24 protein-coding genes are annotated in these 26191 nt (G+C 56.9%); 16 read left to right on the top strand and 8 right to left on the bottom strand.

Annotated elements, in window-relative coordinates:
* The first annotated feature begins 289 nt into the window (after positions 1–289).
* The 6 genes from IC231_RS16050 (at position 290) to IC231_RS16025 (ending at position 6179) form a co-directional block, all read left to right on the top strand.
* Entirely contained in the window at positions 290–2341 is a 2052-nt protein-coding gene (locus IC231_RS16050) for a BatA domain-containing protein (protein ID WP_190785499.1), read from the top strand.
* Between the two features lie 45 nt (positions 2342–2386).
* Positions 2387–2911 carry a DUF4199 domain-containing protein gene (locus tag IC231_RS16045; RefSeq protein ID WP_190785498.1) on the top strand — a complete coding sequence of 175 codons (525 nt, stop codon included), beginning with the start codon at positions 2387–2389 and terminating at the stop codon, positions 2909–2911.
* Between the two features lie 48 nt (positions 2912–2959).
* On the top strand, positions 2960–3490 hold the full coding sequence (locus tag IC231_RS16040; RefSeq protein ID WP_190785497.1) for a DUF4199 domain-containing protein: 531 nt from the start codon (positions 2960–2962) through the stop codon (positions 3488–3490).
* Positions 3483–4466 carry a glycosyltransferase family 2 protein gene (locus IC231_RS16035; protein ID WP_190785496.1) on the top strand — a complete coding sequence of 328 codons (984 nt, stop codon included), beginning with the start codon at positions 3483–3485 and terminating at the stop codon, positions 4464–4466. The genes IC231_RS16040 and IC231_RS16035 overlap by 8 nt, the downstream gene beginning before the upstream one ends.
* A gap of 99 nt (positions 4467–4565) precedes the next feature.
* A complete protein-coding gene (locus IC231_RS16030; protein ID WP_190785495.1) occupies positions 4566–5693 on the top strand; it encodes a glycosyltransferase in 1128 nt (375 codons plus the stop codon).
* A 108-nt stretch (positions 5694–5801) separates the two neighbouring features.
* Positions 5802–6179: a DUF1801 domain-containing protein gene (locus tag IC231_RS16025; RefSeq protein WP_190785494.1), complete on the top strand. Its 378-nt coding sequence runs from the start codon at positions 5802–5804 to the stop codon at positions 6177–6179.
* Positions 6180–6195: 16 nt separating this feature from the next.
* Here the strand turns inward: IC231_RS16025 and IC231_RS16020 are convergent, their stop codons facing one another.
* Both IC231_RS16020 and purB read right to left on the bottom strand, forming a co-directional pair.
* The gene (locus tag IC231_RS16020) at positions 6196–7293 is read right to left on the bottom strand and encodes a glycosyltransferase family 9 protein (RefSeq protein WP_190785493.1); all 1098 of its coding nucleotides are present in this window, start codon (positions 7291–7293) and stop codon (positions 6196–6198) included.
* Positions 7294–7794: 501 nt separating this feature from the next.
* Positions 7795–9159, bottom strand: a complete 1365-nt coding sequence (gene purB / locus IC231_RS16015; RefSeq protein WP_190785492.1) for an adenylosuccinate lyase — start codon at positions 9157–9159, stop codon at positions 7795–7797.
* A gap of 163 nt (positions 9160–9322) precedes the next feature.
* Here purB and IC231_RS20380 point away from each other — a divergent pair, with 163 nt between their 5' ends.
* On the top strand, positions 9323–11473 hold the full coding sequence (locus tag IC231_RS20380) for a transglycosylase domain-containing protein (protein WP_190785491.1): 2151 nt from the start codon (positions 9323–9325) through the stop codon (positions 11471–11473).
* Between the two features lie 69 nt (positions 11474–11542).
* Here the strand turns inward: IC231_RS20380 and IC231_RS16005 are convergent, their stop codons facing one another.
* From IC231_RS16005 to hemG, 3 genes are all read right to left on the bottom strand, one after another.
* Positions 11543–12478, bottom strand: coding sequence for a TerC family protein (locus tag IC231_RS16005; protein WP_190785490.1), 936 nt, complete (start codon positions 12476–12478; stop codon positions 11543–11545).
* A 58-nt stretch (positions 12479–12536) separates the two neighbouring features.
* On the bottom strand, positions 12537–13325 hold the full coding sequence (locus IC231_RS16000) for a polyprenol monophosphomannose synthase (RefSeq protein WP_190785489.1): 789 nt from the start codon (positions 13323–13325) through the stop codon (positions 12537–12539).
* Positions 13326–13436: 111 nt separating this feature from the next.
* Positions 13437–14774, bottom strand: a complete 1338-nt coding sequence (gene hemG, locus IC231_RS15995) for a protoporphyrinogen oxidase (protein ID WP_190785488.1) — start codon at positions 14772–14774, stop codon at positions 13437–13439.
* A gap of 137 nt (positions 14775–14911) precedes the next feature.
* Between hemG and IC231_RS15990 the strand changes: the two genes are divergently transcribed.
* Positions 14912–15436 carry a D-glycero-alpha-D-manno-heptose-1,7-bisphosphate 7-phosphatase gene (locus IC231_RS15990; RefSeq protein WP_185889300.1) on the top strand — a complete coding sequence of 175 codons (525 nt, stop codon included), beginning with the start codon at positions 14912–14914 and terminating at the stop codon, positions 15434–15436.
* 394 nt (positions 15437–15830) lie between these two features.
* Here the strand turns inward: IC231_RS15990 and IC231_RS15985 are convergent, their stop codons facing one another.
* Both IC231_RS15985 and IC231_RS15980 read right to left on the bottom strand, forming a co-directional pair.
* Entirely contained in the window at positions 15831–15986 is a 156-nt protein-coding gene (locus IC231_RS15985; RefSeq protein ID WP_185889301.1) for a hypothetical protein, read from the bottom strand.
* A 97-nt stretch (positions 15987–16083) separates the two neighbouring features.
* Positions 16084–17487, bottom strand: a complete 1404-nt coding sequence (locus IC231_RS15980; protein WP_185889302.1) for a type III PLP-dependent enzyme domain-containing protein — start codon at positions 17485–17487, stop codon at positions 16084–16086.
* Positions 17488–17799: 312 nt separating this feature from the next.
* Between IC231_RS15980 and IC231_RS15975 the strand changes: the two genes are divergently transcribed.
* The 4 genes from IC231_RS15975 (at position 17800) to IC231_RS15960 (ending at position 22131) form a co-directional block, all read left to right on the top strand.
* On the top strand, positions 17800–18774 hold the full coding sequence (locus IC231_RS15975; protein WP_190785487.1) for an arginase: 975 nt from the start codon (positions 17800–17802) through the stop codon (positions 18772–18774).
* A gap of 223 nt (positions 18775–18997) precedes the next feature.
* Positions 18998–19342, top strand: coding sequence for a YbaY family lipoprotein (locus tag IC231_RS15970; RefSeq protein ID WP_190785486.1), 345 nt, complete (start codon positions 18998–19000; stop codon positions 19340–19342).
* Between the two features lie 280 nt (positions 19343–19622).
* Complete coding sequence (gene argS / locus IC231_RS15965) at positions 19623–21416, top strand: arginine--tRNA ligase (RefSeq protein ID WP_190785485.1); 1794 nt, start codon at positions 19623–19625, stop codon at positions 21414–21416.
* A gap of 133 nt (positions 21417–21549) precedes the next feature.
* Positions 21550–22131, top strand: coding sequence for an LOG family protein (locus tag IC231_RS15960; RefSeq protein WP_190785484.1), 582 nt, complete (start codon positions 21550–21552; stop codon positions 22129–22131).
* Between the two features lie 106 nt (positions 22132–22237).
* On the opposite strand, the gene IC231_RS15955 is transcribed toward IC231_RS15960, so the two are convergent.
* A complete protein-coding gene (locus tag IC231_RS15955; RefSeq protein WP_190785483.1) occupies positions 22238–23326 on the bottom strand; it encodes a 3-oxoacyl-ACP synthase III family protein in 1089 nt (362 codons plus the stop codon).
* Positions 23327–23546: 220 nt separating this feature from the next.
* On the opposite strand from IC231_RS15955, the gene IC231_RS15950 reads away from it, so the two are divergent.
* The 4 genes from IC231_RS15950 to IC231_RS15935 all read left to right on the top strand — a co-directional run bounded on the left by IC231_RS15950 (position 23547) and on the right by IC231_RS15935 (position 26179).
* Entirely contained in the window at positions 23547–24122 is a 576-nt protein-coding gene (locus IC231_RS15950) for a glutathione peroxidase (protein WP_190785482.1), read from the top strand.
* Positions 24123–24251: 129 nt separating this feature from the next.
* On the top strand, positions 24252–24914 hold the full coding sequence (locus IC231_RS15945) for an HAD family hydrolase (protein ID WP_190785481.1): 663 nt from the start codon (positions 24252–24254) through the stop codon (positions 24912–24914).
* 73 nt (positions 24915–24987) lie between these two features.
* On the top strand, positions 24988–25923 hold the full coding sequence (locus tag IC231_RS15940) for a 1,4-dihydroxy-2-naphthoate polyprenyltransferase (protein ID WP_190785480.1): 936 nt from the start codon (positions 24988–24990) through the stop codon (positions 25921–25923).
* Positions 25924–25936: 13 nt separating this feature from the next.
* Complete coding sequence (locus IC231_RS15935) at positions 25937–26179, top strand: hypothetical protein (protein WP_185889310.1); 243 nt, start codon at positions 25937–25939, stop codon at positions 26177–26179.
* Positions 26180–26191: the final 12 nt, after the last annotated feature.

Genomic DNA, 26191 nt, shown 5'->3' with positions numbered 1-26191 from the left:
CCCCACCCCCTGCCCGGCCCGCAACGGCCGCTCCGCCTCCAGACTTCAGGAGAGGGAAGGGCTCCGCATCGAACGGAACGGAGAAGTAGTAACGCGACGCCAAGTGCCAGCCTGTATGGTAGTTGGTGGCAGTGCTAAATGGTAGTAATCATGCTTGAAGGTCGTTTATAACTATTTGTATAACTAGCTATAGCAGATGATTAATGCTTATTAGAGTAAGTAAGTGTAACGAATCTGTGCATTCAACTCAAACTACTTATGTCTATCTTCACCACTTCACTATTTTTTTATGGCTCTGGTATATCCTTGGTTTTTGCTTGGCTTGCTGGGTATCGCTATTCCAGTAGTCATACACCTATTCGAGCTGCGTCGGCCAAAGCGGTTGTTGTTTACTAATGTAGGCTTTATAAAAGAGGTAAGACTTATTACCGCACGTCAGCGTAAGTTAAAGCACCTTTTAATTCTGTTCACGCGCATTTGCTTCGTTGTTTTTCTGACGCTGATGTTTGTGCAGCCCTACATCAAGGCACCAGAGCATACCAGTAGACGACAGATAACCGGGATACTTGTCGACTCATCTCCCAGCATGCAGGCTGGTGTGAATGGAGAGCAGTCGTATTTTGACCAAGCTGTTGCGCAAGCTCGGGAATTGCCTAATGCCTACTCGGCAGCAGCACAGTTTGTGCTGGCGCAGGAAGCAGGAAGCCCTATGAATTCGGCAGTATTTCGGGCGGAGTTGGATAAGTTGCAGGTATCCGGGCAAAGATCTGAAATGGACAATATGGTTCGTCGGCTGGGGACTTCTAATCAAAAGCCAGGAGAAATATTTGTCTTTTCTGATTTTCAGAAAAATGCTTTCTCCACTCAGTCATTAAGGGCAATGGACTCGGCGCAACAAGTATTTCTGGTGCCGGTGGGCGGAAATGCAACGCGCAATGCTTTTGTTGACAGTGTCTGGCTGGATGACGCATTCGTACGTATGAATGCAGATATACTATTACATGTGCGCTTGCGCAACGGTGGTACTGAGGCAATAGAAAATTGCCAAGTAAAATTGTTTGTTGGTCAGCGGCAGGCTGCTACTTTTTCGGTAGATATGCCCGCAAAAATGCCGGTTTCTGTTACTGCCCGTGTCCGGTTGGCTAGCGCAGCGTCTGAGCAATGCCGGGTGGAACTTGAGGACTATCCGGTTTCGTTCGACAACTCATATTATTTTTCGTTGCAGCCTTCGCCAAAGGTTCAGGTGGTTGATATAACCGGGCCGCAGACGCCACCTACGCAGCAACTGTATTCCAATGAGCCTCTTTTCGCCTACAGCTGGGCCACTGCTGGCAGCCTGAATTATCAAGTGGCAGAAGCGGCCAACCTGTTACTGGTGCAGGGGCAAAGCCAGATTACGGCTGGACTTCGGGAGAGTCTGCGGCGGGTAGTACAACGCGGTGGCTCGGTGGCCATCGTGCCTACTGACAATGCGCAGGGACGGGCTTCTTATGATCAGCTTTTCCGGGACTTGGGCATCGGGCCTGTGCAGTGGGAGGATGTAGCAAGCAAGCCTGCACTTCGTTCGGTGGCAGTGCCTGAACGGCGGAACCCATTCTTCAGAGACGTATTTGGTGTGCAGAGCCGACAGCCCGTGATGCCGAAAGCTGCGCCGGTGTTGCGTTGGTCACGTTCGGGTAATGAGATTCTGCGCCTGCAGGATGGAGACGGTTTTCTGGGAGCATTTGCAAGCGGCAAAGGCACTGTTTATCTGTTCTCAACTCCTTTTGATGAAGCGCGTACCGACTTTGCCCAGCATGCTTTATTTGTGCCTGTAATGTATCGGCTGGCTATGCAGAGCTATCAGCGGGAGCAGCAGCCGGCGTACCGGCTTAATCAGGGAACAGTGGTTGTCCCGATTGATGCCGATCCGAGCCAAGGAGAGCAGGTGTTCAAGCTCACAAAAGACAGTCTGACCTTTATTCCGAGCCAGCGGCTGCAGGCTGGCACCTTGCGCTTTGAAGTACCTGCTGCCATGCGTGAGCCAGGCTTCTATACTCTGCTGCGTGGCAACCAGCCGGTGGCTACGCTGGCTTTCAACAATGACAAGAAGGAGTCGGAATTGGCGGCGTATTCGGCTGATGAATTGCGGCAGCTCATTGGTCCCAACCGTAAAAACGTACAGGTGTACGATGCCAGCGCCGGCGAATCGGTAGCGGCGCGCTACAAGGCAGAACGGGTCGGTACGCCGTTGTGGCAGTATTGCCTGTGGGCGGCGCTGGCCTGTTTGCTGGCCGAAGTGCTGTTGCTGCGCTTCATGAACCGCCCCAAAACTGCCGAGCCGGTTGCCATGGCTGCCTAGATTGAGAGCAGGCATCGTATCTTGCCGCTCTCAATTACTTTGCTCTTGGAAACTACTGCTTCGCCCTCCAATCCGGTTTTGCGCACTGCTTTGCTCTGTGGTGTGGTAGCCGGAGCCCTCTGCATCGGATGGGTATTGTTCCTGTACCTAACCGGCAACAACCCATACGGCCCGAAACGGACGCTTTCGGATTTCTTTCCTCCGATTGCCGCTATTGTCAGCCAGATTCTGCTGCGTCGGTATTACACAGATGGACCAGGTCTGGGCAAAGCAGTAGGGGTAGGGCTACTGACCACACTATTGGGCGCACTGTTGGCTGCCACGGGCCTCTACCTGTTTGCCCGCACCGCTGATGCCCGCCTCATCGAGCAGCACTTGGCCGAAGCCCGGCAGTTGCTGGAAAACGCGAAGTCGCTGTATCTGGCGCAGAGCAACGGGCGGCAGCAGTTCGAAGCCACGTTGCGTAATCTGGCGCATACGCCCCAGGCATTTGCACAGGACGAGTTTCTAAAGAAGATGCTTTTGGGTATCTTAATTAGCATTCCGGGTGGGATATTCCTGCGGAAATAGAATATTGCATCCTGCAAATTCTTCCTTCCACTTCCCAACACCTTTCCCATGGAAAACACAACTACCCCCGCTACCGCTACGCCTAGTTCCGTGGCCATCCGCTACGGCCTCATCGTCGGACTGATTTCCACTATTATTTCGTTTGCGCTCAGCATGGCTGAGCTGGATCAGACTCCGGCTAAGTGGCTTACAACAATTGTGCTGCTGGTGGGTATCTGGATGGCGCACACCAACTTCAAACAGCAGAACTCCGGCTTCATGACCTATGGCCAGGGAATTACCATCGGAACATTGCTGTCCTTGGTCGTGGCGATTATAAGCCTGATCTATACGTATGTGTACGTCAACTTTCTGGATACCAATTTTGCTGCGCGCATCCTCGACAAAACCCGCGCGGACATGGAAGCGCGTGGCAATATGTCGGATGCTCAGATAGAGCAGGCCATGAGTTGGACCGCTAAGTTCGTTGATGGCCCCCTGATGTTGGCTTTCGTAGTCATTTTCGTGGTACTCACGGGCTTTCTGGCTTCGTTGCTGATTTCGGCCATCACTAAAAATCCCCGCCCCGAGTTTGAGTAAGCGTCCTTCTTTTCCGGTTGAGCTGTCCATTGTTATTCCGTTGCTCAACGAAGCCGAGTCGCTGCCGGAGCTGACGCGCTGGATACACCGCGTGCTGGCCCAGCACGGGCTGACCTACGAGGTGATTCTGGTGGACGACGGCTCGACCGATACTTCCTGGGAGGTGATTGAGGAGCTGGCCGAAACCGACACGCACCTGCGTGGTATCCGCTTCAACCGCAACTACGGTAAGTCGGCAGCCCTGAACGTGGGTTTCAAGGAAACGACCGGCCGCGTGGTGTGCACCATGGACGCCGACCTGCAGGACTCGCCGGAGGAGCTGCCCGAACTGTACCGCATGATTACGGAGCAGGGCTACGACCTGGTGAGCGGCTGGAAAAAGAAACGCTTCGACCCGCTGTCGAAAACCATTCCGACCAAGCTGTTCAACGGCGCGACGCGCTGGCTATCGGGCATTCAGCTGCACGATTTCAACTGCGGCCTGAAAGCCTACGACCACCGCGTGGTGCGCAGCATTGAGGTGTACGGTGAAATGCACCGCTACATTCCGGTTATTGCCAAATGGGCCGGCTTCCGCAAAATCGGGGAGAAAGTGGTGCAGCACCAGGAGCGCAAGTACGGCACCACCAAGTTTGGGCTGGAGCGGTTCGTGTACGGCTTCCTCGACTTGATGAGCATCACGTTTGTGAGCCGGTTCCGGCGGCGGCCGATGCACTTCTTCGGTACAATGGGCACGGTTTCCTTCCTGATTGGCCTGCTGATTACGCTGTGGCTGGTAGGCGAGAAAGTGTGGTACTCCTGGATGCTCAACCTGGCCACCCGCAACGTGACGGACCAGCCTTTGTTCTTCCTGGCTCTCACGGCCATTATGATCGGGGCCATGCTGTTCCTGACGGGTTTTCTGGCCGAACTCATTCAGCTGAACGGCGCCAACCGCAACGACTATCTGGTGCGGGACAAGGTGAATCTGAATTAGGCAGCGTGCCTACAGTCCGTCATGCTTCATCTGGCGTCATGCTTCTGCATGCGGACGCCAGATGAAGCATGACGCTCTTCTTTTGTAAGTTTCCATTCTATGAAAGTCGTCATCATCGGGCCGGCGTATCCGTTGCGGGGCGGACTGGCCACCTACAACGAACGGCTGGCGCGGGCCTTCCGCGAAACCGGCGATGAGGTACGGCTGGTGACGTTTTCGCTGCAATACCCCGATTTCCTGTTTCCGGGCCAAACGCAGTTCAGCACCGAGCCCGGTCCCGCCGACCTCGACATCGAAGTCAGCATCAACTCCGTGAATCCCTGGACGTGGTGGCGCGTGGGCAATAAGCTGCGCCGCGAGAAGCCGGATCTGGTGATTTTTCGGTTCTGGCTGCCGTTTATGGGGCCTGCGCTGGGTACTATTGCGCGGGCCATTCGCGGCAACCGCCATACCCGCATCGTGGCCATCACCGACAACGTAATTCCGCACGAGAAGCGGCCCGGCGACCGGCCCCTCACGCGGTATTTCCTCTCGGCCTGCCACGGTTTCGTGACTATGAGCCGGTCGGTGCTGGCCGACTTGCGCCGCCTGCACTTCAACCAGCCTGCCTTGTACCGGCCTCACCCGCTCTACGACAATTTCGGCCCGCTCAAGCCCAAGCCGGAGGCACGGCAGGCGCTGGGCCTCGATCCGGCTTATGGCTACCTGCTGTTCTTTGGCTTCATCCGGGCCTACAAAGGACTGGATATTTTGCTGGAGGCCTTTGCGGATGCGCGGCTGGCGGCGCTGCCCGTGAAGCTCATTGTGGCCGGTGAGTATTACGAGGATGCCGCGCCCTACGAAGCGCTTATCCAGCAGCACAAGCTGGAAAGCCGCCTGATTCGCGCCACCGATTTCATCCCGAATGAGCGGGTGGTGGACTACTTCTGCACTGCCGATATGGTAGTGCAGCCCTACAAAAATGCCACCCAGAGCGGCGTGTCGCAGATTGCGTACCACTTTGAGCGACCCATGCTGGTGACGGACGTGGGCGGCCTGGCCGAATTGATACCGGACGGCGAAGTAGGCTACGTGGTGCCGCCTCAACCCAAAGCCATTGCCGATGCGCTGGTTGATTTCTACGAGCACCAGCGCGAAGCTGAGTTTACGGCCGGCGTGTGGGCCCGTAAAAAGGAGTTTTCGTGGAGCGAAATGGTGAAGGCCCTGAAGGAAGTAGGAGCGGTATAGAAGCCAAGCTGCCGCGCAGGACTGAGCTATTTCCGTAGAGTGTACCCGCAAAAAAAACTTTCTGCTATGCCCGCTTCACCTCATGCTTCTTTCGCAGACTTCTTGGCAATGGTACCAGCTGACCGCCACGCTACCGTGGAAACCATCTGGAATGCGGTGCGCAAGGCTATGCCTGCCGGCTACACTGAACTGATAGAGACCAGGATGCTGCAGTTTGTAGCGGGCAAGGAAATGGCCGTTGCGCTGGCCAGTAAGAAAAACTATCTGAGTCTGTATCTGCAGACTCTTTACTACTTTCCCGAACTGGGCGCCACGCTGAAAACGGTTGCTCCCAAGCTCAAAATTGGTAAGAGTTGTATCAATTTCAATCACGCTGAGGAGCTTCCGCTGTCGGCATTACAGGAACTGCTGCAGCGTGTGCCCGCCGACGAATTTCAGGCGCGGGTAGAAGCAGTGCGGCGAAACCCGGCTGCTGCCCATCAGTAGCCCAGGCTAGTGTGAGCTATACCGGCACGCTGTTCCGTACGGCCTCAAATACCTTTTCTGCGGGCAAGTCTTCCATGCAGCTGATGCCGAGCTGACAGCTGCCGCGGTAGAAACACACGCACTGCTTGTCGGGGCCTACGAGTTGACCGCGGCCGTAAAGGTCGAATTCGTAGGGGTTGAAGATGTTGTTCATCAGGATGGTAGGCTTGCGGAGTGCGATGCTGATGTGCATGGCCATGGTCACCTGTGTCACAATGCCGTCCATCTGGTGCATCAGGTTGATGAACTGCTGCAGCGGAAACGTACCCAAGTAAGCGGCACCGGTAGCTTCCTGCAGCACCCGGTTACGGGCGTGTTCCGCTTCGCCGCCGAGCAATACGGGCGTGTAGCCGGCGGCCTGCAGCTGCGTAATTAGTGCAATCCACTTCTCATCCGACCACAGGCGCGTCGTCCACCGGTCGCCACAGCCGGTGTTGAGGCCGATGCGCGGGCGGCTTGGCGGCAGGGCGCTCCAATCATAGCCCTTGTCTTCGTGCGTGTCGAAAACGTATTCTTCGCCCCGAAAATCGAAGCCGCACAGCTCGAATATTTCCTGCACGTAGGGTTTCTGGTTCTGCAGGCTGAGCTGGTCGAAGACGCCGGTCAGGAACTTGTGGTGGGCCTGCTCGTTCTGGGGCCAGGCCACGCCGTCATATTCGCGCAGCGTGTAGCCGAATTTGGCCGCGGCCTCTACTTTGAGCAGCAGCGTGCAGGCCTCTTTCTCCTTATCGAGGTTGATAGCAATATCAAAGCGCCGGGCCATAAGCTGCAGGGCGCTGGCAAAATCGAACTTCAGAATTTCCTCTACCTCGCCTTGTGGCAGGATAGCGGGTGTGAGCGTCAGCCAAGTGATATAGCAGCTCGGATATTCCTGGCGCAGCCGCCGCAGCAGGGGCGTAGTCCGAATGACGTCGCCGATGGCGCCCAGCTTGATAAGGAGGATGCGCTTCTGCACCGGCGCGTACACCGGACAGTCGGAGCAAACGTAGCCGTGTTCTTTGTTGGGGCGGCAGGGCAGGTCGCCGCGGAAATAGCGGCAGTCGGAGTGAACAGTGACGCCGGAAAGGTCGGACATAAAGGACGCGGTTAGGAACCGCGAAGATAAACAGCCTGTCCGATGTTGGATACCGCCGCTAGCGAGGAAGTAGCTGCGGAATGCGGGCCGGTTCTGGGCGGCTAAGGGCTGATACGCTCCCCGGCGTGTTAGTTGGCCGATCCGAAGCCCAAGTAGGTAAATCGGTAAACTGGGGAGTAGCCGGCAGGAGCTTATCGAGAGGTACAGCTGCCCGAGGCGGTGGCACAGGGCTATCTGAAGTGAATGTATCGGAATAAAACATGCAAATCGGTGTTAGGACGGAGCAGTATCAATACCAAATCTCCCCTTATTCATGGCTCCGGGCAATACCTAATTTTCGGTATTTTTTTGAGAATAATCTGGTGCTAAAATTAGCTAGCTGTAGGAGCATTCAGCATGGGATAAAGGCGTATTAGTGTTTTTACAGCGTACTATAAAACAAGAAAGCTCCAATCTGCCTACAGGCAAACTAGAGCTTCCCCTAAAGGTAAAATCACTTATCTACATCCCTACATAGCTTTGCGGCGAGATGCTGCGCAATTCGGCCTTCACTCTCTCTGTTACCTCTAAGTCGTCTACGAATGCAGCAATGGTTGCAGCCGAAATGGCTTCGCCGGTGCGGGTAAGGGCTTTGAGTGCGTTGTAGGGGTCGGGGTAATTTTCGCGGCGCAGCACCGTCTGGATGGCCTCGGCTACTACAGCCCAGTTAGCTTCCAAGTCGCGGTGTAAGGCGGCTTCATCGAGGGCCAGCTTGTCGAGGCCGCGCTGCAGCGCTGTGAGGGCAATGAGCGTGTGGCCCAGCGGCACACCGAGGTTGCGCAGCACCGTGGAATCGGTCAGGTCGCGCTGCAGGCGGCTGATAGGCAGCTTGGCCGACAGATGTTCCAACACGGCGTTAGCCAGGCCCAGGTTGCCCTCGGCGTTTTCGAAATCAATAGGATTCACCTTGTGCGGCATTGCCGACGAACCTACTTCCCCAGCCTTGATGGTTTGGCGGAAATAGCCCATCGAAATGTATTGCCATACGTCGCGGGCTAAGTCGATGAGGATGGTGTTGAGCCGCTTCAGCCCGTCGCAGAGCGCGGCCAGGTGGTCGTAGTGCTCAATCTGGGTGGTGGGGTAGGAACGGTGTAAACCCAGCCGGTTGTTCACGAACACATCTGCGAACTGGTGCCAGTCTACCTGCGGATAGGCCACATGGTGGGCGTTGAAGTTGCCAGTGGCGCCGCCAAACTTCGCCCCGAACGGAACCTGCCCCAGCAGTGATACCTGCGCATCAAGCCGGGCCACAAACACCTGCACTTCCTTGCCCAGGCGCGTAGGCGAAGCGGGCTGGCCGTGGGTGCGGGCCAGCATCGGCACGGTGGCCCACTGTCCGGCGCGCTCGGCTAGGCTGTTGCGGACCTGCGCGTAAGCGGGCAGCAGCGTGTTGATGAGAGCATGCTGCAGGCTCAGCGGAATGGCGGTGTTGTTGATGTCCTGGGAAGTGAGGCCGAAGTGAATAAACTCCAGGTACTGGTCCAGACCCAAGGCTGCGAACTGGTCGCGCAGGAAATACTCCACGGCCTTCACGTCGTGGTTGGTTACTTTTTCGTGGGCCTTCACTGCCTCAGCATCGGCCGTTGAGAAGTTCTTGTAGATGGCACGCAGCTGCTCATACACAGCAGTATCTACCATTTGCAGCTGAGGCAGCGGCAACTCGCAGAGGGCAATGAAATATTCCACCTCCACCAGCACCCGGTACCGGATGAGGGCCAACTCTGAGAAATAGAGCGCCAACGGGGCCGTAGCGCGGCGGTAGCGGCCATCAAGCGGCGAAACGGCAGTGAGTGGAGTGAGGGCAGCGTAGTCGGCAGCAGCGTTCATGCGTAGAAGGGGTTGGCCAGGATAGGCCAAAGGTAGCGAAGGCGCTGTGCGCCGGAAACCGACGAGGGCCTTTTTCGTTACCTTTGTACTCCCAGCGACGGCGGGTTTGGCACGAATCTGGCCCGGCCCGGCCGCGACTTCCTTCTCTCTCCGAACTGTTCGCGTGACTCCAGCAACGAAGAAAAAAATAGCTATTGGCGCAGGTATCCTGGTGGCTCTGCTGGCCATAGGCCTCGGCGTGTTTCTGGCCAAGCGCCAGGAATTGCTTGATTATGCGCTGCAGCAAGTGAAAGTCAAGGCCGAGCGCAAGTACCCGGTGACCCTGGCCCTGGGGCCCGCCCGCTTCACCGATCTGAACACCGTGCAGGTGGCCGGCATGAGCCTTGTACCCAAAGGCGACCCCACCGATACGCTGATGCGGGCCCGCCTGATGACGGTTTCGCTAAGCGTCAAATCGTTGTTTGCCGGGCGGCCGGTGTTCAGCAACCTCGAAATCAGCGACGCCCGTTTTACGGCCCGCAAAACCGCAGCCGGCACCGACAACTACTCATTTCTCTATAAGAAAAAGGGAACTCAGCCCGCCGTTCCGCGCGACACCACCAAAGGCACCAACTATGGGCTGCTGGCGAACCAGCTCCTGGAAGCCAGCTTTGATAATGTGCCCGGCGAGGCTGATTTTCAGAATTTTCTCGTGACCTACGACAGCCCGCGTCACCGGGCTCGTATCGTAATGCCCCGCCTTTCTATTGAGGACGGGGATATTCAGGGGCAGCTGACGGCGGTGATTGACTCGGTGGAAAACCGGGTGGGCGTGCAGGGCCACATCGAGCCCGGCGACTATGCGCTGAACGCTGAAGTATTCGGGCTGGACCGCCGCCCCGTGACGCTGCCTTACGTGCAGCGCCGCTACGGGGCCCGCGTACAGTTCGATACGCTGCGCTTCAGCATCTCCGATAAGGATCTGGATGATGATGAACTGACGGTGCGTGGTACTGCTTCGGCGGCCAACTTCATTGTAAATCATCCTAAGCTCTCCGACCGGGACGTGCGCTTCCCGCGCGGCGGCATCGACTTTGCGGCCCGGCTGGGGCAGGCCTTTGCGGCCCTGGAAAAAGGTACCAAAGTCACGCTTAACCGCATGGAATTTTACCCGGTGATGAGCGTGCGCAAGCTGCCGCTCAACCAGCGGGTGGTGGGCCGCCGGATCAATGGTGTGCGCAACCGCCGCGAAATGCTGGCCGGCCTGCAGGTGAAAGCGGATATCGAGTCGGCGGAAACGCCGGCTAACACGTTCTTTGCGGCCCTGCCCGAGGGCATGTTCAACACACTGGAAGGCATGCAGGGCAGCGGCACGCTCACCTACCGCATGCACCTCGACCTGGATATGAATAAGGTCGATAGTCTGGAGTTCAGCTCAGGGCTGACACCCAAGAACTTCCGCATCACGCGCATGGGGGCCGAGGACCTCAACAAGCTCAACCAGGAGTTCATCTATACCGCCTACAACGACAAAGGCGACTCCATCAAGGCCTTCGCCGTAGGCCCATCCAACCCGAAGTTTGTGGCCTATGATGATGTGGCCAACTACCTGAAAGCCGCCATCATGACGGCCGAAGACCCTCGCTTCCTGACGCATAAAGGCTTCATGGAAAAGGCTTTCGTGAAGTCGGCCATTCAGAATATCAAGGAGAAGCGCTTCGCCCGCGGCGGTAGCACTATCTCTATGCAGCTGGTGAAAAACGTGTTCCTGACGCGGCAGAAAACCGTGACGCGCAAGATTGAGGAGGCTCTTATCGTGTGGCTCCTGGAAAACACCAGGCTGGTCTCGAAGGAGCGCATGTTTGAGGTGTACCTGAACATCATTGAGTGGGGCCCGAAAATATACGGCGCGACAGAAGCGGCCCAGTTTTATTTCGATAAGCAGCCGGCCAATCTCAACCTCTCCGAGAGTTTGTACATGGCCAGCATCATTCCGCGGCCTAAATATTACCAGAACTCCTTCAACCAGTACGGCGAAATGCGCAGTTCTTCGCGCTACTTCCACCGGCTCATTGCAGACCTGATGCTGCGCAAAGGCCTCATTTCGGAAGACGCCCGCAATTCCTTGAGCTACAGCCTGAGCTTCCCTGGCCGCGCCCACAGTTCCATTTTCCGGGCCGTGCGCGACACCGTACGGGCCTTCCAGCCGGCCGACTCCACCCAGTTTGAGCCGCTGAACCTGATTGACTTGCTGGGCGGCATGCCCGATGAGGGGGTAAATGCCACTGCACCCGCGCCACCCGGCGGCAATCCGAATCCGGCTCCCAAGCCGTAGTACACCCTAACAAGAAGCCCGGCTGCCATAACGCAGCCGGGCTTCTTGTTGAATGGACGAAAGCTGCTTTTATGGCTGCACGGGTTCTTCCTCTTTCTTCGGCCACACCAAGGATGCTACCACCGAAAGGAGCAGAATACCGCCCACGATACCGAGCGAAAGTCCCATGGAAAGGTGAAACAGCTCGGAAAACAGCAGCTTAGTCCCGATAAAGATCAGAATGAGGGAGAGGCCGTAGTGCAGGTAATGGAACAGCCGCATCAGGCCTTCCAGCGCAAAATACAGCGCCCGTAGGCCCAGCAGTGCAAACACATTGCTGGTGTACACAATAAACGTGTCGCGCGAGACGGCCAGGATAGCTGGAATGGAATCGGCAGCAAATACTACATCCGTGGTTTCTACCATCACCAGCACTACCAGCAACGGCGTAGCGAACAGCATCCCGTTCTGGCGCACAAAGAACTTGCCGCCGTGCAACTGATTAGTGATGGGCAGGTGGCGGCTCAGAAACTTTACTACCGGGTTGGAATCCGGGTCAATTTCGGGCTGGCCGGCGCTGGTGGCCATCTTGATGCCGGTATACACCAGAAAGGCGCCCAGCACATACAGCAGGAAATGAAATTTGGCCAGCAGCGCCGCACCCGCCAGAATGAAGCCCGCCCGCAACACCAACGCGCCGATAATGCCCCAGAACAGGATTTTGTGCTGATACTGAGGCGGGACCTTGAAGTAGGTGAAGATCAGCAGGAAAACAAACAGATTGTCGACGCTCAACGACTTCTCGATGAGGTAGCCAGTCAGAAATTCCATGCCCGCCTGCCGTCCCATCCAGTGGTAGACGAGGTAGTTAAACGACAGCGAGAGAACAATCCAGAAAGCACTCCAACTCAACGCCTCGCGCATTTTTACCACATGCGCCTTGCGGTTGAACACCAGTAGGTCGAGCAGGAGCATGGCCAGCACGAAGGCATTGAATCCAACCCAGAAAAGGGGAGTTATTTCCATGAGCAGAGACAGGATGAACCCAAAGCACCAGACGCAGCGCTACTGGCTGCCGCTACGCTTACCGGGTTTCGGGGGCCGGGGTTGCAGAAACTACCGGGGCCGGGCTGCTGGGGGCTACCTGCTCGAAGCGGCGGAACCAGCTACTCACCTTCATCTTGATGACCCCCAGGAAAGCTTCCTGCACAATGCCTTTGCTCATTTTGGACGAGCCTCGCGTACGATCGGTGAAAATAATGGGCACCTCCTGGATGCGGAAGCCATATTTGTAGGCCAGCCATTTCATCTCAATCTGGAACGCGTAGCCCACAAACCGAATCCGGTCGAGGGGAATAGTGCGTAGTACGCGGGCCGTATAGCACTTGAACCCCGCCGTGGAATCCATGATGGGCATACCCGTAATAAAGCGTACGTAAGCAGAGGCAAAATATGACATCAGCACCCGGTCCATGGGCCAGTTGACCACATTTACGCCCTGGATGTAGCGCGAGCCGATAGCTAAATCGTAGCCTTGGTGGGCGCAGGCATTGTAGAGCTTTACCAGGTCGTCGGGGTTGTGTGAGAAGTCGGCATCCATCTCAAAAACATACTGATACCCCCGCTGCAGCGCCCACCGGAACCCGTGGATATAGGCCGTGCCCAAGCCCAGCTTGCCTTCTCGCTCTTCCAGAAACAGGCGTCCCGGAAACTCGGCCATCAGGCTTCGCACAATAGCGGCCGTACCGTCCGGCGAGCCGTCATCAATGATGAGCACGTCGAATTCCTTAGGCAACGAGAATACCTTGCGGATGATGAGTTCCGCATTTTCACGCTCATTGTAGGTCGGTATCAGGACGAGCCCGTCATTCATTGGTCAAAGATAGAAGTTAGGCAGAGAGTGGGGAAGTGGAAGCGGGAATTTGTGAAACACACAACCCGCCGGTTTGATAGATGGCTTCGTTTTTATTGTTGTCTGCCCTGCTTACTGCTGCATGAGTTTGCTGGCCACCAGCAATGCCTGCCGGATACAATCTGGTACGCCCACGCCTCCCCGCCAGTTGGCCACACTCCAGATATTGTGGGCCTGTAGCGCATCAGCCGCGGCATGAGCCGGCCCGATGTGCTGGTCGAACTGAGGAATGGCCCGCTCCCAATAGTACCGAAATTGCCACACAGGTTGCGCGCCTTCCCGGATGCCGTACAGGCGGCTCAACTCCTCATGCACTGCTGCTTTCTGGGCGGCTTCCGGCTGGCGGGCGTGGCGTTCATATTGCGCACCACCTACAAACGTGGTGAACAGCACCTGTCCGGCGGGCGCCCGCCCAGGAAAAATGGAGCTGGTCCAGATGCTGCCAGCAGCGTAGGGTTGCTCCACTTTGGGGTTTAGTGCTCCAAAGCCATTGAGCGGGTGGCTTACATCGGCGCGCTGGTAGGCAGTATAGACAGCTGCCATAGGCGGATACTGGACATCGTCCAGCGCCGCCGCCGCTTCCGCAAACAACGGCCGCAGCAACGGTGCTACTGCATACGTAGGCAGCGCCAGCACTACCGCATCATAGACGGTGTCGGTATGAGGTGATGCCGTAGCAGTTTTTAGCTGATAAAGGCCCTCAGGAGTGCGCAGCAGGGCCCGTACGGGCTGCCCGATGTGGCGGTTCGTGAGGCGGGCAGCCAGCGTATCGGTCAGGGTCTGGATGCCGTGGCGCAGCGTGATGATGCGCCGCCGCCCAGCTCCGCCGCCCGATTTGGCCAGTCCGCGCAGCACTGAGCCGTACTGCTGCTCCAGCGCTGCTACCTTGCTGAACGTCTTATGTACGAGCAGTTGCTCTGGGTCGCCGGCATAAATGCCTGAAATGAACGGATTAACAGCATAGTCCACAATTTCAGAGCTGAACCGCCGCCGAAAAAAAGCCGCTACTGTTTCCTGCGGATCGACTGGCGCAGCGGGGCGCAGAAGCTCCCGGAGAATGTTGAGCTTGCCTTTGAGGCTGAAGAACCCGTTGGTGAGCAGACTGGGCGGGGAGCCGGGCAGCTCCTGGTAGCGGCCATCGCGCAATACGTATCGGTGCTTGCTCACAGCGGCCGCATCTTCTATTTCATTGGTCAGGTCCAGTTCTGTCAGCAGGGCGAGGAGTTCGTCGCTTAGCTGCAGCGAATTGGGGCCGGTTTCGAGAAGATAGCCGGCCGGGTGCTGCACGGAGCGCAGGCAGCCGCCTGGTGTAGCTTCAGCCTCAAACAGGTCGTAGGCCACACCGGCCTTCTGCAGCTGCCAGGCCAACGTCAGGCCCGAAATACCGCCGCCAAGGATAGCTACAGTCATAGGATAGTGGTAGGGGAGAAAGAAACTACAGGGGAACCAGCAAGCAGCAAAGGTAAGACGGCTACGCCCTGGGCGGGGTGCTGCCTTCCATTACTTTTACCTTTGTTGCTTGCTATCTACTCACTCAACCAACCGCCATGAAAAATAAAGCCGTGTTCCTCGACCGGGACGGTGTACTCAACAATGAAATCGGGGACTATGTGTGGGAACCCGAAAAGCTTGTGGTTTCGGATGGCGTACCGGAGAGTCTGGTGCGGCTTAAGCAGGCCGGCTACTACCTCATTGTCGTCACGAACCAGGCCGGTATTGCTAAAAAACTCTATACGGCCACCGATGTAAAAGCCTGCCACGACAAACTGCAACAAACCTGCAACGGCCTCATTGATGCCTTCTATTATGCTCCCGGCCACCCCAGCGTGTCGGAGTCGTTGTCGCGTAAGCCCGATTCGCTGATGCTGGAAAAAGCCATAGCGCGCTTTCACCTAGACCCGGCGCAGTGCTGGATGGTGGGCGACCGGCTGCGCGATATGCAAGCCGGTGCCAAAGCCGGTGTGCAAGGAATACTGGTAGGAGAGGACGAAGGCTACGGCTACCAGCCGCATGTGGCCCATCTGACGGCAGCCACAGAACTTATTCTGGCCAGCCAGCCTGTTAGCTATTGAATACCAGCAAACAGCCCTGCCGGTTCCTAACAGAGAACCGGCAGGGCTGGTAAGTAGAGGCACGTATTCTGCTGCCGAGTCACACGCTCAGCAGCAGTGGTAGCCAACTGGTGCCGCTACCTGAGTAGCAGGTTTCAGGCTGCTGTAAGCCGGGCATTTTCTGAAACCAAGCAAAGCAGTGTTCTAGTCGTCTTCAAATGCTAATACTACGAAGATGATGCTGTGGCAAGAATCTAATCATAAGGGCCTTTAACTTCATAGCGGAATCATCTGCTGTAAAATTATACAGATGGTAAGTTTGGTCCGGAAGTAGCCTGAAAACCAAAAAGCCAGCCGTTGCACAAGGCAACGGCTGGCTTTTTGTCAGGAATATGACGGCGTACGAAACGGCGCTTTACTGACGCGCAGTTTCTGGCGTAGCCGAAGAAGCCATAATAGGCGACGAAACACGGTTAGCAGCTTTGGTGCTGGTATAAGCCGGGCACTTCTGCTTGTTGCATGCGCTCAGACCCAGAACGGCCACAGAGGCCAGCAGGAGTAGCTTTTTCATTATGAAAAGTGAAACAGGTTAAGAAAGAGGAGCTAAAGCTCAAAAATACAATTTCCGGGCGGCCCGTCCAACCACGCCGCCCGGAAATATGCAGAATCTATTCCTGGTAGCCTAGAATGCGCATCATCGACTCGCCGGTTTGCTTTTCAGCAAACACATAGTCGGTGAGCGTGCCATCTTCGGCGCGGTCGAGAATAACGTGCTTAGGCGCCGGTATCAGGCAATGCTTGATACCGCCGTAGCCCGAAAGACTTTCCTGGTACGCGCCGGTATGGAAGAAGCCCACATACAGCGGCTCGGTGTCTTTGGCGGGCTTGCGCTCTGGCAGAAACACCTGGTAAATATGCTTTTCGGCGTTGTAGTAATCCTGCGAGTCGCAGGTGAGGCCGCCGAGCTGAATCTTCTTGTATTGCTTGTTCCAGCCGTTGAGTGCCAGCATGATAAAGCGCTGGTTCAGGGCCCAGGTATCGGGCAGGTTCGTGATGAACGAGCCGTCAATCATGTACCACAGCTCCTTGTCGTTCTGCAGCTTCTCGTCCAGAATGCTGTAAATCGTAGCGCCCGACTCGCCCACCGTGAAAATACCGAACTCAGTGAAAATGTCCGGCTCCGGCACGCCTTCCTCAGCACAGATGCGCTGGATGGTGCGCAGCACTTCCTCAATCATGTACGGGTAGTCGTACTCCTTCTGAATGCTGGTCTGAATAGGCAGGCCACCCCCGATGTCAATGGTGGTGAGGGTAGGACACACTTTGCGCAGCTCGCAGTATTTGTGCACGAAGCGGCTCAATTCCGACCAGTAATAGGACGTGTCTTTGATACCCGTGTTAATGAAATAGTGCAGCATCGTCAACTCGAAGCGCGGATCATTCTGGATGCGCTCCTGATAGAGCGGAATGGCGTCGGCATAGCGGATGCCCAGGCGCGAAGTGTAGAACTGGAAGCGCGGCTCCTCGTCGGAAGCCAAGCGCATGCCCACGTTGCACTTTTCGCGCACGTTGTCGTGGTAGTAGTCTACCTCATTCGGCGAGTCCAGAATAGGCATGCAGTTCACAAAGCCTTCGTTGATGAGGCTGGTGATTTCGCGCTTATACTCTTCGGTTTTGAAGCCGTTGCAGATGATGTACGTGTCTTTGGCCACCTTGCCTTTGGCATGCATGGCCCGAATGATGCTAGTATCAAACCACGACGACGTTTCGATGTGCACGCCGTTCTTCAGCGCTTCTTCCACCACAAAGCTGAAGTGCGAAGCCTTGGTGCAGTATGCATAGGAATATTTGCCCTGATACCCGATTTTGTCGATGCCGGTCTGGAACCATTGCTTAGCCCGCTGGATCTGGGAGCTGATTTTGGGCAGATAGGTGAGGCGCAGCGGCGTGCCATGCTTCTTGACCAGCGCCATCAGGTCGATGTCGTGGAAACGCAACTCGTGTTGCTCCACCTGGAACTCATCGGTAGGGAAATCGAACGTCTGGGAAATCAGGTCGTGGTAGGTATCCATTGACGGGAAGGTGTGGGGAGATGAGTTAAAAGACCTGTCATCCGGAGTGTGCGAAGGACCTTATCACGCGTGAACAAGTCGTTGTTCTGTCGTGATAAGGTCCTTCGCACACTCCGGATGACAGGATATTTTCAACTGGTTGAGCTTTTGCCGAACTTAGTGCCCGCAAAGATACCCCCTCGCGGGGGTTTTGGTTGTGCTTTGTTCGTTGGTTGCGCCGGAGGGTCCGCGCGCGTCAAGCCTGAGAGGAATTCCCACCCGCTCAATCGGCAAGCATCAGAACCACTCTAACCCTTTTCCTGCCAATGTAATATGCGACGCATTAAGCTTCTGGAAGTCCGCTCCGAGCTCGGAGCCGGGACCCGTGGTGCCAGTATGGGCGTAGATGCCCTGAAAGTGGCCTGCCTCAACAAAGGGTCCGACTACTTCCGTCGGTTCAACTCGGTGAACGTGCCGGATCTGAACCACGTGCTCTTCGAAAAAAATCATTTTCCGAAGGCCAAGCACATCGATTCTATTTATACGGTGCAGAAAGGCATTGCCAGCACCGTAGAGCAGACGCTCCGTTTCGGCGAGTTTCCGCTGGTGCTGGCCGGCGACCATAGCAACGCCTCTGCCACCATTGCAGGTATTAAGGCGGCCTATCCGCACAAGACGCTGGGCGTGGTGTGGGTAGATGCGCACGCCGACATCCACTCGCCCTATACTACGCCTTCCGGCAATATGCACGGCATGCCGCTGGCCATCAGCCTCGGCGATGACAACCGCGAGTGCCAGCGCAACCAGCCTGAGCCGGAAACCGAGTTTTTCTGGCAAAAGCTGAAGAACCTGGGCGAGCCGGGCCCGAAAATCGCGCCCGAGCACCTCATTTATGTGGTAGTGCGCGACACGGAGGCCGAAGAAGACGCCATAATCGAGCGGCTAGGCATCAAAAACTACAAGCTCGACGAGGTGAAGGCCAAAGGCACCCGCCAGGTAGCCCGCGAGATTTATGAGCGGTTGCGCTTCTGCGACATGGTCTACATCAGCTTTGATGTGGACTCGCTGGACTCGCGCTTTTCTAAAGGCACCGGCACCCCTGTAGAGGCCGGCCTGAATGTGGAAGAAGCCATCAGCCTATGCCGCGCCCTGCTTGATAATGACCGGGTAGTGTGCTTCGAGATGGTGGAAATCAACCCCACACTCGACAACATGAACACCATGGCTACCAATGCCTTCGACATTCTGGAAGCCGCTACTGATGCCATCCAGAACCGGCTGCGCATGGAGGAAGTAGTGAGCCGCTAAACAGCCTAAACGAAATAGCTAGGCCTTGCTGTATTGCCACTTGCAGAATAGTAAAAACCGGATACATTCGTAGCTACCTGTTGCGTGTGTATCCGTTTGCTGCTCTGTCATGAAAATCCGTCTGCTTTCTGCCTTCTGTGTACCTGTGCTGCTAGCAGCCTGCACTGCTAGTCCTTCCGCTACCAGCAGCGCTGGAGCTTCTGCGGCAGAGGCTTCGCAGCCAATGACTGTGCCACGGGATACCGTAACAGGGACGCTGGCCTATCGGGAGCGGATGGCCTTGCCCGCGGCGGCTGTGGTGCAACTGCAGCTGCAGGATGTGTCGAGGCAGGACGTAGCGGCTACCATTATTGATTCGGTGACCATTCGGCCCAATGGGCAGCAGGTTCCGCTCTCATTTGCGCTTACCTACAATCCTGCCCGCATTCAGGAAAGCAACACGTACGCTGTGCAGGCCCGCATTCTGCTGAACGGCCAGCTGTTGTTTATGAATGACGTGTCGTACCCTGTCATCACGCGTGGCAACCCCCGGCAGGTGCAGATGCTGCTGCGCCGAGCAGGAAAATGAAGTGGGGTGCGGGGCTTCCGGTCGGGCTTTCTACCTTTGTGGCCGCAGCAGCCCGGCGTGGCAGCGGCGCTAAGTGCTTATGAACCCGGTTTTTTGGCAGCTTTTCTTGCGACGAATGTAGCGTAGGCTTCGGCCAGGCGCTGGTGGGCCGGTATGCTTCCTTGGGAGGCCCGTTGCCACCATCCGCCGGCCAGATGCTTACGCCCTCCCGCTGATTCTGCCCTAAACCGACCTATTCCCGAAGCCTGTATCCGGCTTCATCCTCAGCATTCTGCTTTCCGTGCAACAACTCGAAACTACTCTCAAAGCAGCCCTTAGGGCCGCTATCCAGAACGTATTCGGCACCGAGGTGCCCGCCGCTCAACTCACGCTGCAGCCCACGCGCAAAGAATTCGCGGGGCAGTTTACGCTCGTCACGTTCCCGTTTACCAAAGCCCTGGGCAAAGGCCCCGAGCAGATTGGGCAGGCCGTGGGCGAGTGGCTGGTGGCCAATGAGCCGATGGTGAGTGGCTACAACGTGGTGAAGGGATTCCTCAACCTCGAAATTGCAGATGCCGAGTGGGTGAAGGTATTTGAGCAGCTCCGCCAAACGCCAGCCGGCACGCCCATCCCGACCGGTGGCCCGCAGAACGTGGTGGTGGAGTATTCGTCGCCGAATACTAACAAGCCGCTGCACCTGGGCCATTTGCGCAACAACTTCCTCGGCTACTCGGTGGCCGAGATTCTGCAGGCCACCGGCGCTACCGTCACGAAGGCCAACCTCGTCAACGACCGGGGCATTCATATCTGCAAATCCATGCTGGCCTACCAGCAGTACGGCCACGGCGAAACCCCGCAGAGTGCCGGTATCAAAGGCGACCATCTGGCCGGCAAATACTACGTGCTGTTTGAGAAGCACTACCGCGAGCAGGTGAAGCAGCTGGAAGCCGAAGGCGTGCTGCCCGACGTGGCCAAGCGCCAGGCCCCCATGATGCTGGAGGCCCAGGACATGCTGCGCGCCTGGGAGGCCGGCGACGAGGAAGTAGTAAGCCTCTGGCGCCAGATGAACGGCTGGGTGTACGAGGGCTTCGATGCCACCTATAAGAACATCGGCGTTGATTTCGACAAGTATTATTACGAGTCGGGCACGTACTTGCTGGGCAAAGAGCGGGTAGAGGAAGGCCTGCAGAAAGGCGTGTTCTTCAAGAAGGAAGACGGTTCGGTATGGGTAGACCTGAAAGAGGAAGGCCTCGACGAGAAGCTCCTGCTCCGCGCCGACGGCACCTCCGTCTATATCACCCAAGACCTGGGCACGGCCGAGCTGAAGTACCAGGATTTCGGCTACGATTTGAGCGTGTACGTCATTGCCGACGAGCAAAACTACCACATGCAGGTGCTGAAGGCGGTGCTCAAGAAGCTGGGCAAGCCCTATGCCGACGCCATCTACCACCTCAGCTACGGCATGGTGGATTTGCCCTCGGGCAAGATGAAAAGCCGCGAAGGCACCGTAGTAGACGCCGACGAGCTGGTGCGCGAAGTAGTGGAAGCCGCCAAAGCCGCTACCCTCGAAAAAGGCAAAACCGAAGGCCTCTCCGATGACGAGCTCAACCAGCTCTACCACATGCTGGGCCTGGGCGCGCTGAAATACTACCTGCTGAAAGTGGACCCTAAGAAACGCATGCTCTTCAACCCCGAAGAGTCGGTGAGTTTAGAAGGTCACACTGGTCCATTCATCCAGTACAGCCACGCCCGCATTAGCAGCATCCTGCGCAAAGCCGCCGAACAAGGAATAGTTGCCGAAGCTACTATGAGCGGCTTGACCGAACTGCACGACACAGAGCGTGATATGATTCAGGAGTTGGGGCGCTACGCCGCTATAGTTACCGAATCTGCCCGCACTCAGTCGCCAGCAGTGGTAGCACAGTACGCCTACGATGTAGCCAAGGCCTACAACCGGTTCTTCGCTGAGGTTCGGATTTTCGGAGAAACAGACGAGAATAAGCGTGCCTTTCGTGTTGCACTCTCGGCCCAGACCGGCCAGACTATCAAGGCAAGTATGGGTCTGCTTGGCATTCAGGTACCCGAGCGGATGTAAGCCAGCCCCGCACCCTGCGCGGGCCGGAAATACTTTTGTGTGTAGTGCAGCAGCAGCGCCAGCAGTTGGCGTTGCTGCTGTTTTTTCTTTTGTTACTAATGACGGACAAGGCCTAGCCAAGTCCGGTTTGCTTATGAAAAGCGTAGCCGTGTATTGCGGTGCCAGCAGCGGCACCAACGAATTGTTTACCCAGCAGGCAGTAGTCCTGGGTCAGGCGCTGGCCGAGCGGGAGTTTACGCTGGTATATGGCGGCGGCCGTGTGGGCCTGATGGGCACTATTGCCGATGCCGTGATGCAGCAGGGAGGCAAGGTTATCGGGGTGATTCCCGATTTTCTGGCCGATAAGGAGCTGGCCCATACCGGCCTTACAGAGCTGCATATCGTGAAAAGCATGCACGAGCGGAAGCTGCTGATGGCCGATCTGGCCGAAGGCTTCGTGGCTATGCCCGGCGGCTATGGCACGCTGGAAGAGCTATTTGAGGTGCTGACCTGGGGCCAGCTGGGGTTGCACAAAAAGCCCATTGGTGTGCTCAACGTGGCCGGCTACTACGACCACCTGCTCCGCGCCCTCGACCACATGGCCGACGAAGGCCTGTTGCGCCGGGAAAACCGCAACCAACTCCTGAGCCACCCCGCGCCGCACGCCCTGCTCGACGAAATGCTGGCTTACCAACCAGTGAGCCTGGAAAAATGGCTGACGCCTCGCACTACATAATAGCTAGCAGAGGGACAGAAAAGCCGTCATCCTGAGCTTGCGAAGGACCTTGTCACGTTTGGATAGGTCCTTCGCAAGCTCAGGATGATAGTGGTTTGAGTCTACTCTACTCAGTCGGAATGCGGTATACTACAGCATTACAGTTCATGCCGGCCCCTACGGAGGCAAACACAAGGTTGTCGCCGGGCACAACGCCGTTGTCGGGAAGCTGGTGCTTCAGAATCAGGTCCAGCAGGGTAGGAAGGGTTGCTACCGACGAGTTGCCGAGCCAGGAAATGGTCATGGGCATCACGCCGGCCGGTATGGTGGCCTGTTCGTAGAGGCCGTACAGGCGCTTAAGAATGGCCTCGTCCATTTTGCCATTGGCCTGGTGAATGAGCAGCTTACGCATGTTTTCGATGGGTAGCTCTGCTTTCTCCAGCGTGTCTTTTATGGCCTGCGGTACGGTTTTGAGCGCATACTCGTAGAGCTTGCGGCCTTCCATTTTCAGAAACAACTCGTCGCCGCTGTAGGCCGGGTTATACGATTTGTCCATGCGCAGCAGGTGAGCTGCCTGCACCGTATCGGAGCGGGAGCCGTGGGCCAGAATACCAATGGGCGTGTCGCTTTCCCGGGCTTCCAGCAGCACGGCGCCGGCCCCATCGGCATAGATCATACTGTCCCGGTCGTGCGGGTCGCAGACGCGGGAGAGAGTTTCGGCTCCAATCACCAGCACCCGCTTGGCGTCGCCGGAGCGCAGATAATAATCGGCCTGAATTACGCCTTGCAGCCAGCCGGGGCAGCCGAAGGGCAGGTCGTAGGCAATGGTTTTGGGGTTTTCGATGCCCAGCTTATGCTTGACGCGGGCCGCCAGCGAGGGCACAAAATCGGAGCGGCGGTTGCTGATGGAAACGTCGCCGAAATTGTGAGCCACCAGAATGTAGTCCAGCTGCTCGGGGTCGGCGTTGCACGACTGAAACAAGTTCTGCGCGGCCAGAAACGCCAGATCAGAGGCTACTTGGTCGTCTTCGGCATAGCGCCTTTCCTGGATGTCGGTTATTTGGGCGAAACGCTCTACAATCTCGGCGCCGGGCTTGGTGAGCGGCTGCCCATCGGCATCGAAGAAAGAGGTGTCAATGAAATCTGCGTTGCGGACAACGCGGGAAGGAATGTAACTGCCTGTTCCGGTAATGACCGAATAGAGAGTCCTACGCATGAGCAGTGTGGTATGTAGTGAAGGTCGCCAATTGCCGAAAGTAGGTCCTTTTCGGGTATTGTCGTGTCAGGTTGTATAAAATTCCGGCAATTTTTGAAGTAGCCGCAGGAGTAGCCACCCAACATTCTGCTGCTACTATGGTTTGACGCAACACCGGGCTTCGGTGCTACATTGCCCCACCCGAAGTCTGTGCGTTTCGGTTTTGTTTACTTCTCTTCTTATGAAAGCCTTTGTGATTTTGGGCACGCTGCTGGCCAGCGGTCTGTCTTTCTCCCACCTTTCCAGCATTCCCACCATGACCGAAACATCAACCCCCGCGACGGGCACCGTCTACGATTTTACCGTCAACGACATTACTGGCAAGCCGGTGAAGCTGAGCCAGTACAAAGGTAAGAAGCTCCTCATTGTAAACACGGCCTCGGAGTGCGGCTACACGCCGCAGTACAAGGAGCTGGAAGAGCTGTATAAGAAGCACGGCAGCAAAGTGACGGTACTGGGCTTCCCGGCCAACAACTTCGGCGGGCAGGAACCAGGCACCAACGAGCAGATTTCCACCTTCTGCGAAAAGAACTACGGCGTGACGTTTCCGCTGTTCAGCAAAGTGTCTGTGAAGGGCGAAGACACAGCGCCGCTCTATAAGTTCCTCGCCGATAAGTCGCGGAACGGTGCGGTAGGAGAGGCACCGAGCTGGAATTTCTGCAAGTACCTGGTAGATGAGCAGGGCCACGTGGTGGCGTTTTACCCTTCCAAAGTGAAGCCCATGAGCGAAGAGCTGGTAGCGGCTATCCTGAAATAGAACGGCCTGATTTTGCCTCGGCCTGCCACGAATGTGCTGCCAGCACTACATCCGTGGCAGGCCGCTGCTTTTGCCGGCCCTAAGCGGCGGGTTTCTCTACCTTCGCCTGCGAAAACCACACTGCACCGCATGATACGCACCGTTATTTTCGACATGGACGGCGTCATTGTCGATACCGAGCCGGTACACCGATACGCGTACTACCGTCACTTCGACGAGCTGGGCATCCGCGTGTCCGACGATGAGTATGCCGAATTCACGGGCCGTTCCACGAAAAACGTCTACCAGCATCTCAAAGACAAGCACGGGCTGGAGTACGCAGTGCCTGATCTGGTGATGGGAAAACGCGAGTTTTTCAACCGTGCCTTCGACGAGAAGCCTGACTTAGAGCTGCTGGGCGGTGTGCGTCATCTGATTGAGGATCTGCACCAGCACGGCATACAGCTGGTGCTGGCCTCCTCCGCGTCGCGCTCCACCATTGATAGGGTAATGCGGCGCTTTGCGCTGGGGCCGTACTTCTCCCACCTCGTCAGTGGTGAAGATTTTCCGCGTTCCAAGCCCGATCCGGCCATTTTTGAGTACGCTGCCGCACTGTCTGGCGCGCCCCGGCAGCAATGCGTCGTGATTGAGGACTCTACCAACGGCGTGGCGGCAGCAAAAGCAGCCGGTATCTACTGCATCGGCTACCGGAGCGAGCATTCGTTGCTGCAGGACCTGCACCTGGCTGACCTCGTGGTGGGCCATTTTTCGGAGCTGACGGCCGCGCGTATTGCCGCTATTGAGCCGGCTTAGTCCGTAACTTTACCGCTCGGACGAGCTTGCCTTCATAGGCCGGAACGCCGCTTACGGCTTATTCTCTGTTTTTATGGCATCTTCCCCTGCCACCCCCGCTGCTCCCGTATCTTCCGCCAAAGCGTGGCTTTCCGCGTTTCGGCCGCGTACGCTGCCGCTGGCGCTGGCCAGCATCATGGCCGGCGGATTTCTGGCCGTCAGCCACGGCCAGTTTCGGGGTGATGTAGTAGCACTGGCGGCCCTAACCACTATTCTGCTTCAAATCCTGAGCAACCTCGCCAACGACTACGGCGACTCGCAGAACGGCGCCGACAGTGTGCACCGCGAAGGGCCGCAACGTGCCGTGCAGAGTGGGGCCATCACGCCGCAGCAGATGAAAAGAGGCATGGCTGTGTTCGGTCTTCTGTCGCTGCTCAGCGGGCTGACTTTGCTGTGGGTGGCTCTGGGCACGGGCGGCGTCTGGATTTTCGCCACGTTTTTCGTGCTGGGCCTGTCGGCCATCTGGGCCGCTGTGAACTACACGGCCGGCTCCAAGCCCTACGGCTACGCCGGCCTCGGCGACGTGTCGGTGTTCCTCTTCTTCGGGATAGTAGGCGTGTGCGGCACGTATTTTCTGCAAACCCGCGCCCTACCGCTGACAGTGCTGCTACCTGCTGCCGCGCTGGGCTGTTTCGCTACGGCCGTGCTCAACGTCAACAACATCCGCGACATCCGCTCCGATGAGCTGGCCGGCAAAATCACGATTCCGGTGCGGCTGGGGCCAGTGCGGGCGCGCCGCTACCACTGGCTGCTGCTGCTGCTGGGCTTTAGTTGTGCGGTGGTGTATGTGGCTCTCACGTATCAGTCGCCGTGGCAGTGGTTGTTTGTGCTAACCGCGCCGCTACTGCTGCGCAACGCCCGCGCCGTGTGGCAGCGCCAGGAATCTATGCAGCTCGACCCGCTGCTGAAGCAAATGGCCCTGACGACGCTGGTCTTCACACTGTTGTTTGGCCTGGGACAGGTACTCTGAATTCACTGATCCTATGTCTGAATTAGCTGCCGCTGGTAATGTTCTTGCGCCGGCTTACCATGTGCTGCAGGAAAAGGGCTATCAGGTTTCCTTTGACAAAGAACACGACTGGTGGGTCGCCCGGAAAGCTGGTATACAGTTGATAGGGTATTCTACTCTAGAATTGTGCGGACTCGCTTATATGCACGAAGCGAAAGGCCAGGAGTGGAGAGTGACAGATGAGCAGATAGAGGCGTACATGCAACTAGCACCGTGAGCCTCGCACTAC

Source organism: Hymenobacter duratus, from assembly GCF_014698995.1.
Classification (GTDB): domain Bacteria; phylum Bacteroidota; class Bacteroidia; order Cytophagales; family Hymenobacteraceae; genus Hymenobacter; species Hymenobacter duratus.
Note: the sequence above shows the minus strand (reverse complement) of the source record. Positions and strands in the feature narration are given on the sequence as shown.